The sequence below is a fragment of the Rhodococcus ruber genome (assembly GCF_027270735.1).
Classification (GTDB): domain Bacteria; phylum Actinomycetota; class Actinomycetes; order Mycobacteriales; family Mycobacteriaceae; genus Rhodococcoides; species Rhodococcoides rubrum_A.
The window spans coordinates 362,682-375,387 of the sequence record NZ_JAPWIJ010000003.1; the positions used below are offsets into that span (position 1 = coordinate 362,682).

Genomic DNA, 12,706 nt, shown 5'->3' on the forward strand with positions numbered 1-12,706 from the left:
CCGATCAGGGCAACGTCCGATCAGGGCAACGTCCAGTCGATCGGTTCGTCTCCCCCCTCGACCAACAACTCGTTGACGCGACTGAAGGGCTTGGACCCGAAGAACCCGCGCGACGCGGACAGCGGTGACGGGTGCGCAGATTCGATGTACGGCACAGAACCGAGCATCGGCTTCAGAGTCGCCGCGTCGCGTCCCCACAGAATCGCGACCAGACCCGGCGCGTCGGGATTCTCGGCTCGGGCGACGAGGGCCCGAATCGCCTGCTCCGTCACCGCTTCCCACCCCTTCTTTCGGTGCGATGCAGCCTGCGACGGTTCGACGGTGAGCACCCTGTTGAGCAACATCACGCCACGGTCCGACCATGGTGTGAGATCACCGTTACTCGGCGTCGGCAACCCCAGGTCGTCGGAGTACTCCTTGAAGATGTTGTTCAAGCTGCGTGGCACGGGCCTCACGTCCGGTGCTACGGAAAAGCTCAGTCCCACTGCATGCCCCGGTGTCGGATACGGATCCTGACCGACGATGAGGACCCGGACTCGGTCGAAGGGGTAGCGAAAAGCGCGCAGAACGTTCTCGCCCGCAGGCAAGTAGTGCCGACCGGCGGCAAGCTCTTCCCGTAGAAAGTCGCCCATCGCAGCAACATTCGACTCGACGGGAGCGAGGGCATCCGCCCACCCCGATTCGACGCTCTCGGCGAGCGGCCGGGCCGTCATCGGTCGATCCGGCGCAGCGCGTCACGGTAGTACGCGGCGTTCGCCGAGTACATCTGCACGTTGATGTCCACATGCCCCTCGGGGACCTGATACCCCTCCCGGATCTTCGCGGGAACACCGAGCGCCATGGAACGTTCGGGGACAACGAACTTGAACGGCACCACTGCTCCCGCCCCCACGATCGAACCCGCCCCGATCTTCGAGCCGTTCAGCACCACCGAGCCCGAGGCGATGAGGCAGTTGTCTCCGATGGTCGCCCCCTCGACGTGCGCGTTGTGCCCGAGTACACATCCGGAGCCGATCACCGTCGCGTCGATCGGTGTGCAGTGCACCACGGTCCCGTCCTGGACGTTGGTCCCGGCACCGATGGTGATCGTGCCGTAATCCGCCCGCAGAACTGCGGTGGGCCACACGGACGATCCGGCCGCCAGGGTCACCGCGCCGATGACGACCGCGTCGGGGTGAACGTAGGCGTCGGGATGAATGTCGGGTTCACGATCACCGAGTGCGTAGATAGCCATCTCAGCAACTTAGCCGACTCGCTCGGACGTCGGCCGCGTTCACTCGCTCTCGAAGCTCGTCCACCCCGATCTACCCGAATGGACGCGGCCGTCGACAGTCACCCGACTCGCCCGATCGTCACCGAGGTGCTCGACACGGCCGATCACCGTCCACTCAGCAGGAACGGCACCCTGATTGCCGAACGTGCCGACGAGAGCATGATCTTCACCGCCCGTGAGTACCCAATCCAGCGGATCGACCCCCATTACCGTTGCTGCCGAACGCAATTCGGCGGGAATGTCCAACAGCTCGGGATCGATGTCCATTCGGACGTTCGAGGCATCGGCTATGTGGCCCAGGTCGGACAACAATCCATCGGAGACGTCGGTGAGTGACGTCGCGCCGGCCTCGGCGGCCCCGACCCCGGCGCGGTACGGCGGGACGGGAACTCGGTGTGCGTCGAGCACAGCGTCGTGGCCCGTTCTGTCCGTGTCCGTGAGCAACAGAGCCAGTCCGGCGGCCGACCAGCCGAGCCGCCCCGCGTAGGCGATCAAGTCACCGACGCGCGCGCCCGATCGCAGCACCGGTGCCCTGCCCTGAAGATCACCGAGGGCGGTGACCGAGATCACCAGGTCCGGCGACTGCACCACATCGCCACCGACGATGGCCGATCCCGCGGCCACCGCCTCGAGCCACATGCCTTCGTTCAGGCCGTCGGTCACCCGCAGCGGCGTATCGGCCGGACATCCGAGAGAGACGAGAAAACCCGAGCACCGAGCGCCCATCGCGGCGATGTCCGCGCCGTTCTGCGCAATCGCCTTGCGGCCGATCTGCACCGGACTGGACCAGTCCAGCCGAAAATGCCTGCCGTGCACCAACATATCCGTCGATACCGCGATTCTCCCGTCGGGCGCGGCGACTACAGCGGCATCATCACCGGGCCCGAGGATGGTCGACGGAGGTTGCACACGGTCTGCGACGGCGCGGGAGATCACCTCGAATTCGCCGACCTGCGCGACGGTACGTTCGGTGTCTACGGCCGACTCGGTGCCGGGGTCGTCGATGATGTTCCTCCTCGAGAACGCGGTGCGTGCGCGACGGACTCGCGCGGAGCACATGGCCCGCCTGCGGTACCTTTTAGCGGCGGCCGGGACAGCACCGACGCTGCGGGTTACGTGCACAGAGAACGTAGCCGACCCAATTTACAGTCGAGAAGTCCGGCAGGGAAAGGGACCACCGATGGTGCAAGCATTCGTTCTCGTTCAGACCGAGGTGGGCCGCGCGACGGCAGTCGCGCAGCAGATCGAGGCCGTCGACGGAGTTCTGTCCGCGGAAGCCGTCGTCGGGCCCTACGACGTCATCGCGCGCGCCGACGGTTCATCCGACGCCGAGATCGCCGAGATCGTCTCCCGCATCCAGAAGGTGGACGCCATCACCCGCACTCTCACCTGCCCCGTGGCCCCGCAGTCGACGACGTCCGTCGGATAGCTCGTGAATTCCCCCGACACCGGCAACGACGCCGGCACCGAAGACAGCCCGGCCGAGACCGAGGGCACTCGCGAGCAGCGCCACCCCGCAGTCATAGCCACCGCGATCGCGCTACCCGTTGCGTTGGTGGTCGGAGTTCTGGTGGCCGCAATCGCGGTCAACCGTTCTCCCGTCCACGACCCGGTCGCTCTGGGCCCGGTCGACTCGCCCGATGCCGCGAGTGCGCAATGCACGTCGCTGCTCGACGCCTTGCCCGAGAACCTCGGCGACTACACGAGAGCCGAGTTGGCCGACCCGGCTCCGGTCGGAGTCCGCGCGTGGGTCTCTGCCGAGGAGAACGCCGAGCCGGTCGTGTTGCGCTGCGGCTTGCCCCGGCCGGTCGGGTTCGATGTGGCTGCCCCGCTGCAGGTGATCGACGGCGTTCAGTGGTTCGAGGTGTCCGGAGAAGACGACGGAATCGACGCCAGCACATGGTTCGTCGTCGATCGCGGCGTGTACGTCGCCCTGACGATTCCGGGCGGCTCGGGCCCTACCCCGTTGCAGGACGCGTCCTCGGCGGTGTCGGACGCGCTGCCCCAGCAACCTCTCGACCCGGCTCCGTTGCAGTAGCGGACGGAGTCAGCGCAATCCAGTCCCGCGGGCGAGCGCCGTGTCGATCAGAGTGGTGATCAGCGTCGGGTAGTCGACACCGGATTCTGCCCACATCTTGGGGTACATCGAGATGGAGGTGAATCCGGGCATCGTGTTGATCTCGTTGATGACCGGGCCGTCTTCGGTGACGAAGAAGTCCACGCGCGCCAAACCCTGACAGTCCAGCGCCCGGAATGCAGCAACGGCGAGTTCGCGAATGCGGTCGCTGGTCACATCGTCGAGTGCAGCCGGGATATCGAACTCGCTGACGTCGTCGAGATATTTGGTGTCGAAGTCGTAGAAAGCGTGATCGTCGACCTCGGCGTCCGGAATCCGGATTTCGGCGATCGCGCTCGCGCGCACCGTGCCGTCCGGAAATTCGAGGACCCCGCACTCGACCTCGCGGCCGTGGATCATTCCTTCGACGATCACTTTCGGGTCGTGTTCACGCGCGACGGCGATCGCGGCGTCCAATTGATCCCACTCGGTGATACGCGAGATACCGATCGACGATCCGCCTCTTGCCGGTTTGACGAACGCGGGCAACCCGATCCGGTCCCGCTCGACAGTGGTGAGGTCGTCGACGCCGCGGCGAAGTACCACCTGGCGGCCGATCGGAAGCCCTTCGGCACCGAGCAGCTTCTTGGTGAATTCCTTGTCCATGCCGGCCGCGCTGGCCAACACCCCTGGTCCGACGTACGGGACGCCCGCCAACTCGAGCAGTCCCTGCAGTGTTCCGTCCTCGCCGTACGGCCCGTGAAGTACCGGGAACACCACGTCGACAGATGTGAAGACCGTTGCGCCCTCTCCCTCGCCGAGAGCGATCAGCGCACCGGCGTGGCCCGGGTCGGTACTCAGGGTCAGTGCCGCACCGGCCTTGTCCACGGTCGGCAGTATCCGGTCGTGAATCGTCAGTGCACCGGCATCGGAGGAGCCGAGAACCCAGGCCCCATCCGGGGTGATGCCAACCGGGACCACCTCGTACCTGGCCGGATCGAGATTCTGCAGCACGCTACCTGCCGATACACAGGACACGGCGTGCTCGCTGCTGCGTCCACCGAAGACGACGGCAACTTTGATGCGGGGAGTACTCACGATGAGAAACCGTACCGTCGCAACCTGCTCGGCGCGGATTCGCCCTGTCTGTCGCGAGGAAGCGAACTCTGCCTCACTCGGGCTTGATACGCCGTCCCAACAGGTGACCGACCGCGTCGGGAACGGACATGCCCCCGTGACACACCCGGTGCACCGCATCGGTGAGCGGCATCTCCACGTCGTAGCTCTCGGCGAGCGCGCGCACCGAGGTGCAGGACTTCACACCCTCGGCAACCTGTCCGTGCGCTGCTTCCTGCGCACTTTCGAGGGAACCGCCCGAACCGAGGCGCTCACCGAAGGTGCGGTTGCGCGAGAGAGGCGAGGAACACGTGGCGACGAGGTCGCCTACTCCGGCCAGTCCGGACAATGTCGACGGCGTGGCACCGAGTGCTACGCCGAGTCGGATGATCTCGGCCAATCCCCTGGTCATGATCGAGGCGAGAGTGTTCTCTCCGTATCCGACGCCACTGGCCATCCCGCACGCGAGAGCGATGACGTTCTTACAGGCTCCACCGATCTCGGCACCGATGACATCGGAGTTCGTGTACGGCCGGAAGTATCCGGTGGCGCAGGACTTCTGGATCTCCAGGGCGCGCTGGGAGTCCGAGCAGGCGATGACGGTCGCGGCAGGCTGTCCCTCGGCGATCGGGCGGGCAAGGTTGGGCCCGGACAGACACGCCACCCGACTCGGATCTGCTCCGGTGACCTGAGCGATCACCTGGCTCATGCGCATGAGCGTGCCGGTCTCGATTCCCTTGGCCAACGAGAGCAATGTCGCGTGCGGCGGGATCGAGTCGGTCCACTCCCCGAGGTTGGCCCGCAGACTCTGCGACGGCACGGCCAACACCACGATGTCGGCTCCCTCGAGGGCACGAGCGGGATCGCTGGACGCGTGGATCGACGAAGGCAGCTCGATACCCGGAAGGTAGTCCTTGTTCTCGTGGTCGTCGGTGATGGATGTAGCGAGCTCTTCACGGCGGGCCCACATCGTGACGTCGGTCCCGGCATCGGCCAATACTTTGGCGAATGCCGTTCCCCACGACCCCGAACCCATTACCGCTGCTCTGCTCATACCGCCAACCCCTCACCTGCTTGCCGATGCCCTCGTTCTTCGCGCGCATCACCCTAACTCGCGAACCGGCTCGGGCGGTCGGAGTCGGCACAGATCAGCGACGCTGGCAGGATCGAGCACCATGGGTGCAACACGATCCGACGACGCCGACCGAGTGGCCGCGTCGTCCGACCCTGCCCGCCGCGTCGTCGCAGTCCTCGTCGCGGTGAAGGATCTCGCGACGGCGAAGTCGCGGTTGGCGGCGGACTTCTCGGGTCCCGAGCGAACCCGGTTGGTGCTTGCGATGCTCAGCGACACCGTGGCCGCCGCGGAGGCCGCATCGGTGGTGGATTCGGTGACGGTGGTCACCCCTGACCCCCTCGTCGCAGAGACCGCCCGCAAAATCGGCGCGCGAGTGTTCGACGAGCCGGTCGGCGATTCCGCACAGCCACCGGACGCACGTCTCAATCACGCGTTCGCATCCGCGGCGGCCCTGTTGCGGCGCGAAGAGGTCGTCGGCCACGGACACGGGCACAACTCCGCCGCCCGCGTCGACGTCATCGCGCTGCAAGCCGACCTACCGGCATTGCGTCCCGCCGAACTCGATCAGGCATACATCTCTGCCCGCCGCGGAGGACGATCACTGGTGGTCGATCATCACGGCAGCGGTACCGCCGCTTTGATCCTCAAGGACTCCTCGGGCGAGCTCGCACCACTGTTCGGGGTGGACTCCGCCCGCCGCCACGCAGAGTCCGGCGCACCGAAACTCGACGGCATCTGGCCGGGTCTGCGACTCGACGTCGACACTGCAGTGGACGTCCGCAGTGCACACCGGCTCGGGGTCGGGCCGGCGACGGCTGCCGTACTGCGCTCACTCGGTTGGAGCGACGACGCGTCGGCGACAACTGCGTGACCGAGTTTCGCCCATCGGAGTTTCACCCACGCCGGGTATGAGGGATGATCGTCCGGTGAGCAGAGACGACGCGCAGCCGGCCAACGAAGATCCGTCGAGGGAGACCGGGGAAGGCACCGGTTCGGAGCCGGTCTGGAGCGCTCCGATCGCAGCGACGATGCCGAGCATCCCCTCCGCGCTACCGGCCGCCACACCGCAGTCGGTGGACATCACCACCGTGCTCCCCGAAAATCGCTATCTCAATCGGGAATTGAGCTGGCTCGACTTCAATTCGCGTGTCCTCGCTCTGGCGGAGGACTCGTCGCTCCCCCTGCTGGAACGGGCTAAGTTTCTCGCGATCTACGCATCGAACCTCGACGAGTTCTACATGGTTCGAGTGGCCGGTCTCAAACGTCGCGACGAAACCGGTCTTTCGGTCCGATCCGCCGACGGTATGACCCCGCGTGAACAGCTCGCGGTGATCGGCCAGCGCACCCAGGAGCTCGCGCTCAAACATGCGCGAGTACTGCTGGATTCGATTCTGCCGGAGCTCACTGCCGAAGGCATCGCGATCATCCGGTGGTCGGATCTGGACAGCGACGAACGTGCCCGGCTCTCGGAGTACTTCACCGAACAGGTCTTCCCGGTACTCACACCACTCGCCGTCGACCCCGCTCACCCGTTCCCCTACATCAGCGGCCTGAGCCTCAATCTCGCTGTTACGGTGAAGGATTACTCCACAACCGGTGAGCATTTCGCTCGTGTGAAGGTCCCCGACAACGTCGATCGCTTCGTGCGGGTCAAGCGCGGCGAAGGCTCGCACCGCATCGACGCGTTTCTGTCGATGGAGGAGTTGATCTCGGCGCACCTCGACGTACTCTTCCCCGGCATGCAGGTCGTCGAGTCTCACGCGTTCCGCATCACGCGCAACGCCGATTTCGAGGTCGAGGAAGACCGCGACGAGGATCTACTGCAGGCGCTCGAGCGCGAGCTGGCCCGCAGGCGGTTCGGCTCACCGGTCCGCCTCGAGATCGCCGACGACATGACCGAGCACATGCTCGAATTGCTGCTGCGTGAACTCGATGTCGACCCCGGCGACGTCATCCAGGTACCCGGACTGCTCGATCTGTCGTGCCTGTGGCAGGTCTACAGCGTCGACCGTCCCAATCTGAAGGACGCACCCTTCGTTCCGGCGACCCACCCGGCGTTCGGCGAGCGCGAGACCCCCAAGAGCGTCTTCTCGACGCTGCGCGACGGCGATGTCCTGGTGCATCATCCGTACGATTCGTTCTCCACCAGCGTCCAGCGCTTCATCGAGCAAGCAGCGGCCGACCCGCAGGTGCTTGCCATCAAGCAGACGTTGTACCGCACGTCGGGAGATTCCCCGATCGTCAATGCGCTCGTCGATGCAGCCGGTGCGGGCAAACAGGTGGTTGCACTGGTCGAGATCAAGGCACGTTTCGACGAGCAGGCCAACATCGAATGGGCGCGCAAGCTGGAAAAGGCAGGCGTGCACGTGGTGTACGGCCTCGTCGGCCTCAAGACGCACTGCAAGACCTGTCTCGTGGTGCGCCGAGAGGGGTCGGTCATTCGCCGGTATTGCCACATCGGAACCGGCAACTACAACCCCAAGACAGCGCGCATCTACGAGGACGTCGGTTTGTTCACGTCGTCCCCGGAGATCGGTGCCGACCTCACCGATCTGTTCAACTCGCTCACCGGCTACTCACGAAAGTCCAAGTACCGCAACCTACTCGTGGCACCGTACGGAGTGCGCCGCGGCATCGTCGAACGCATAGAGGCCGAGGTCGAACACCTCAAGCAGGGACGTGCGGCGGGGATTCGTCTCAAGGCGAACGCGTTGGTCGACGAGCAGGTCATCGATGCGCTCTACCGCGCGTCCATCGCAGGCGTTCCGGTCAAGGTGGTGGTTCGCGGTATCTGCGCGCTCAAGCCGGGAGTTCCAGGACTGTCCGAGAACATCGAGGTTCGCTCCATCCTGGGCAGGTTCCTCGAACACTCGCGAGTTCTGCATTTTCAGGGTGCCGACGAGTTCTGGATCGGCAGTGCGGACATGATGCACCGTAACCTCGATCGCCGAGTCGAGGTGATGGCTCAGGTCAAGGACACACGACTGGCGAACCAGCTGAGCGAGATCTTCGACTCCGCACTCGATCCCACCACGCGCTGCTGGGAGTTGGGACCGGACGGCGGCTGGGTCGCTTCACCGGCGCAGGGTGAGACAGTCCGTGAGCATCAGGTGGAGTTGATGCGTAGCCGGAGGAATCAGGCCTCCTGATGGGAACCTCCGATGGCTCCCCTCGCGCCAACATCTTTGCGGCCGGCTCCGTTCTGTGGCGACGATCTCCGCGCAGCGACGGTACCGTCGAGATCGCGTTGGTACACAGGCCGAAGTACGACGACTGGTCGTTCCCCAAGGGAAAGCTCGATCCCGGAGAGACCGCTGTCGATGCGGCAGTCCGAGAAGTCAAGGAAGAGACCGGATTCGACTCGCGACTGGGGCGGTCACTGTCCTACGTCACGTACCCGATCCCGGGCCACCGTCGGATGAAGAAGGTCCTCTACTGGGCGGCGGAGGCAACGGGCGGCGAGTTCGTACCCAACGAAGAGGTGGACGAGGTGCGCTGGATAGCACCCGCAGACATCGGCCGCGAACTCTCGTATCCCATGGACCACAAGATTCTTCGCCGGTTCGTGGCCAAACCCGTCGACACCTCGACCGTCCTGTTGGTCCGTCACGGCAGTGCCGGCTCGCGCTCGCGGTACAAGGGCAACGACGTCGATCGCCCGCTCGACAAGACCGGACGACGACAGGCCGAGTCACTGGTCTCGCTGCTTCGGGCATTCGGGGGCGACGCGGTGTATTCGGCCGACCGCGCCCGGTGTGTTCAGACGGTCGCTCCGTTCGCAGAATCGTTGGGAGCGGAGATCGCCCCGGAGCACCTACTGTCCGAGGAGGGGTACGCCGGTGACCCGCGCAAGGGGCGTCATCGCGCTCGCGACATCGCCGATCTGCCCGGCACGCCCGTTGTCTGCAGCCAGGGCAAGGTCATCCCCGACCTGATGCGCTGGTGGGCCGAAAAGGACGGAATTACGTTGCCTGCCAACAGAAATCGGAAAGGCAGTGTGTGGGTGCTCTCGCGTCACGACGGCAGGCTCGTTGCGGCCGACCACATTGCCAGCCCCCTACCCACCCTCATCGCCGACGACTGAGGGACACAACACCGACGACAGTGAGGCCCCCGACTCGATACCCGAGTCGGGGGCCTCACTGTCGTTGGTACGAGATGTAGAAGCCTGCAGCCTCTACTTCTTCGCTGCGCGCTTTGCGGGGGCCTTCTTCGCCGGAGCCTTCTTGGCCGGAGCCTTCTTGGCTACGGTCTTCTTGGCTGCCGTCTTGGCCGGAGCCTTCTTGGCGGGTGCAGCCGTCGTGGCGGCCTTGCGAGCAGTCGTCTTGGCCGGTGCAGCCTTCTTTGCAACTGTCTTACGCGCCGTGGTCTTCGCGGGAGCTGCCTTCTTGGCGGCGGCCTTGGCGGGAGCCGCGGCCTTGCGAGCGGTGGTCTTGGCCGGTGCAGCCTTCTTGGCAGCAGCGGTGGTTGCCTTGCGGGCGGTCGTCTTCACGGCTGCCTTCTTCGCAGCCGTCTTCTTTGCCGCCGCAGTCTTCTTGGCGGGAGCAGCTGCCGAACCGCGCTTGACAGCGGGACCGGTGGCAGGCAACTTCTGTCCGCCGGCGATGACTGCCTTGAACTGCGCACCCGGACGGAACGCCGGAACGTTGGTCGGCTTGACGCGAACGGTCTCGCCGGTGCGGGGGTTGCGCGCAACACGCGCTGCGCGACGACGCTGCTCGAACACGCCGAAGCCTGTGATCGTGACACTCTCGCCGCGGTGCACTGCACGCACGATGGTGTCGACGATGTTCTCGACAGCCTCTGTGGCGCTCCGCCTATCAGACCCCAACTTCTCGGTCAGGGCGTCGATCAGCTCTGCCTTGTTCATGGAATTTCCTCCGCTATATGGTGGCCCATCGTCGGACCGACTACTACAACGGTAAACCCCAAGTCGTCAAGAGTCTATGCGCCACGCCAATTTTCATTTCGGTGTCGCGGAATGATTCACGGCCGCATAGCGTGTCGGACCCCCACCCGGTCAGCTTTCGGCCGGGGTCTCGATCCGCGCTGGGAGCGTCAGGGGTTTGTATGAAGGCCTTGACTTTTCATACTCCGTAATGGCTTCTACCTGGCGTAATGTCAATCCGATGTCGTCCAGACCTTCCAGCAGACGCCACCGGGTGTAGTCGTCAATCGCGAAGCGCACCACCAAAGTTCCAGCCGTTACGGTCTTGTCGACGAGGTCGACAATTATTTCCAGACCGGGCTGTTCTTCTAAGGCTTTCCACAGCAATTCGACGTCGGACTGCTCCACTTCGGCCGCCAGCAGCCCGGCTTTGCCCGAGTTTCCACGGAAGATGTCGGCGAATCGGGACGCGATCACAACCCTGAAACCGAAGTCCGACAGCGCCCAGACGGCATGTTCGCGTGACGATCCCGTACCGAAATCGGGTCCGGCTACGAGTACCGAGCCACGGTTGTAGGGCTCGAGATTCAGGATGAAGTTCGGATCCGAACGCCACGCGGCGAACAACCCGTCCTCGAACCCGGTGCGCGTCACCCGCTTGAGGTAGACCGCGGGGATTATCTGATCGGTGTCGACGTTGGACCGCCGAAGCGGGACTCCGATACCGGTGTGCCGGGTGAAAGCTTCCATCGAATTCTCTCCTAAGGGTTCGATCGATCCGAGCGAGGACGCGTTCTACGCGAGATCCGCCGGAGAGGACAGGGTTCCGCGGATTGCGGTAGCAGCGGCAACCAGAGGCGAGACGAGATGAGTACGACCGCCTTTGCCCTGCCTGCCCTCGAAATTGCGGTTCGAGGTCGACGCCGACCGCTCGCCCGCCACCAATTGGTCAGGATTCATCCCGAGGCACATCGAACATCCGGCCTGGCGCCATTCGGCCCCTGCGGCAGTGAAGATGTCGCCGAGGCCTTCCTCCTCCGCCTGCGCTCGTACCCGCATGGAGCCGGGTACCACCAACATTCGCACGCCCTCGGCAACTCGGTGCCCCTCCAGAACGGACGCAACGGCACGCAGATCCTCGATCCGACCGTTGGTGCACGAACCGACGAACACGGTGTCGACGGCGATCTCACGGATCGGAGTGCCGGCCTCGAGACCCATGTACTGAAGAGCCTTCTGCGCCGACAACCGCTCGCCTTCGTCGGTCATCGCCTCCGGATCGGGCACCGTACTACCCAGCGGCGCACCCTGACCCGGATTCGTGCCCCACGTGACGAACGGCGTCAACGTATCGGCATCGATGTGGACCTCGTTGTCGAACACTGCATCCGGATCTGTCGCCAGCTCGTTCCAGGACGCCACTGCGGCATCCCAGTCGGCTCCCTGCGGAGCGTGCGGGCGCCCCTTCAGGTACTCGTAGGTGATGTCGTCGGGTGCGATCATCCCTGCCCTCGCACCGGCTTCGATCGACATGTTGCAGATGGTCATTCGCGCTTCCATCGACAGCTTCCGGATGGCCTCACCGCGGTACTCGAGAACGTAGCCCTGCCCGCCACCGGTACCGATCTGGGCAATGACGGCAAGAATGAGGTCCTTGCTCGTCACGCCGGGCGCGAGCTCACCGTCGACGGTGATCGCCATCGTCTTGAACGGGCGCAGAGACAGAGTTTGCGTGGCCATCACGTGCTCCACCTCGCTGGTACCGATGCCCATGGCGATCGAGCCGAAGGCACCGTGCGTCGAGGTGTGACTGTCTCCGCACACGACGGTCATTCCGGGCTGGGTCAGACCCAGCTGGGGCCCGATGATGTGCACGATGCCCTGATCGAGATCTCCCATCGGGTACAGCCGCACTCCGAATTCCTCGCAGTTTCGGCGAAGGGTATCCACCTGGGTACGCGAGACGAGATCTGCGATGGGGGCGAAGATATCGGCCGTGGGGACATTGTGATCCTCCGTCGCGATCGTCAGATCGGGGCGTCGAAGCCCACGGCCGGCCAACCGCAGACCGTCGAACGCCTGCGGACTGGTCACCTCGTGCACGAGGTGAAGATCGATGTAGATCAGATCCGGCTCACGCGCGCCGCCCTCTCCTCCACCTCGGACCACCACGTGCTGGTCCCATACCTTCTCCGCCAAAGTCTTCGGTGTTTCGGACATCGGTGTCGTCGACCTCGTCTTCCTGTCGTCGCGTCGGCGAACTTCGCTTGTTCACCTCGCGTCTCGTCTCGACATCAT

General features: G+C 64.8%; 13 protein-coding genes. 5 read left to right on the forward strand and 8 right to left on the reverse strand.

Features of this window, described 5'->3' with window-relative positions; all coding sequences use genetic code 11:
- Positions 1-20: 20 nt before the first annotated feature.
- Genes O4220_RS08890 through O4220_RS08900 form a run of 3 tightly spaced genes read right to left on the reverse strand, consistent with a single transcriptional unit; the run spans position 21 to position 2,332 of the window.
- Positions 21-713, reverse strand: a complete 693-nt coding sequence (locus O4220_RS08890) for a uracil-DNA glycosylase (RefSeq protein WP_269603251.1) — start codon at positions 711-713, stop codon at positions 21-23.
- Entirely contained in the window at positions 710-1,234 is a 525-nt protein-coding gene (locus tag O4220_RS08895; RefSeq protein WP_269603252.1) for a gamma carbonic anhydrase family protein, read from the reverse strand. Before O4220_RS08895 ends, O4220_RS08890 begins: the two co-directional genes overlap by 4 nt.
- Positions 1,235-1,273: 39 nt before the next feature.
- A complete protein-coding gene (locus O4220_RS08900) occupies positions 1,274-2,332 on the reverse strand; it encodes a thiamine-phosphate kinase (RefSeq protein WP_269603253.1) in 1,059 nt (352 codons plus the stop codon).
- A gap of 121 nt (positions 2,333-2,453) precedes the next feature.
- On the opposite strand from O4220_RS08900, the gene O4220_RS08905 reads away from it, so the two are divergent.
- Together O4220_RS08905 and O4220_RS08910 are read left to right on the forward strand one after the other, a co-directional pair.
- A complete protein-coding gene (locus O4220_RS08905) occupies positions 2,454-2,702 on the forward strand; it encodes an Lrp/AsnC ligand binding domain-containing protein (RefSeq protein WP_269603254.1) in 249 nt (82 codons plus the stop codon).
- Between the two features lie 3 nt (positions 2,703-2,705).
- The gene (locus tag O4220_RS08910) at positions 2,706-3,311 is read left to right on the forward strand and encodes a DUF3515 domain-containing protein (RefSeq protein WP_269603255.1); all 606 of its coding nucleotides are present in this window, start codon (positions 2,706-2,708) and stop codon (positions 3,309-3,311) included.
- Between the two features lie 9 nt (positions 3,312-3,320).
- Here O4220_RS08910 and O4220_RS08915 read toward each other — a convergent pair whose 3' ends face one another.
- Positions 3,321-4,427, reverse strand: a complete 1,107-nt coding sequence (locus tag O4220_RS08915) for a D-alanine--D-alanine ligase family protein (protein WP_269603256.1) — start codon at positions 4,425-4,427, stop codon at positions 3,321-3,323.
- A 73-nt stretch (positions 4,428-4,500) separates the two neighbouring features.
- Complete coding sequence (locus O4220_RS08920; protein WP_269603257.1) at positions 4,501-5,499, reverse strand: NAD(P)H-dependent glycerol-3-phosphate dehydrogenase; 999 nt, start codon at positions 5,497-5,499, stop codon at positions 4,501-4,503.
- A gap of 121 nt (positions 5,500-5,620) precedes the next feature.
- Between O4220_RS08920 and cofC the strand changes: the two genes are divergently transcribed.
- The 3 genes from cofC to O4220_RS08935 all read left to right on the forward strand — a co-directional run bounded on the left by cofC (position 5,621) and on the right by O4220_RS08935 (position 9,604).
- Complete coding sequence (gene cofC / locus O4220_RS08925) at positions 5,621-6,391, forward strand: 2-phospho-L-lactate guanylyltransferase (RefSeq protein ID WP_269603258.1); 771 nt, start codon at positions 5,621-5,623, stop codon at positions 6,389-6,391.
- 157 nt (positions 6,392-6,548) lie between these two features.
- Complete coding sequence (locus O4220_RS08930; protein ID WP_230594596.1) at positions 6,549-8,669, forward strand: RNA degradosome polyphosphate kinase; 2,121 nt, start codon at positions 6,549-6,551, stop codon at positions 8,667-8,669.
- A complete protein-coding gene (locus O4220_RS08935) occupies positions 8,669-9,604 on the forward strand; it encodes an NUDIX hydrolase (protein ID WP_269603259.1) in 936 nt (311 codons plus the stop codon). Before O4220_RS08930 ends, O4220_RS08935 begins: the two co-directional genes overlap by 1 nt.
- 93 nt (positions 9,605-9,697) lie before the next feature.
- Here O4220_RS08935 and O4220_RS08940 read toward each other — a convergent pair whose 3' ends face one another.
- From O4220_RS08940 to leuC, 3 genes are all read right to left on the reverse strand, one after another.
- Positions 9,698-10,390: an HU family DNA-binding protein gene (locus tag O4220_RS08940; RefSeq protein ID WP_269603260.1), complete on the reverse strand. Its 693-nt coding sequence runs from the start codon at positions 10,388-10,390 to the stop codon at positions 9,698-9,700.
- Positions 10,391-10,540: 150 nt separating this feature from the next.
- A complete protein-coding gene (leuD, locus tag O4220_RS08945; RefSeq protein ID WP_222093123.1) occupies positions 10,541-11,158 on the reverse strand; it encodes a 3-isopropylmalate dehydratase small subunit in 618 nt (205 codons plus the stop codon).
- Between the two features lie 45 nt (positions 11,159-11,203).
- On the reverse strand, positions 11,204-12,628 hold the full coding sequence (leuC, locus tag O4220_RS08950) for a 3-isopropylmalate dehydratase large subunit (protein WP_269603261.1): 1,425 nt from the start codon (positions 12,626-12,628) through the stop codon (positions 11,204-11,206).
- Positions 12,629-12,706: the final 78 nt, after the last annotated feature.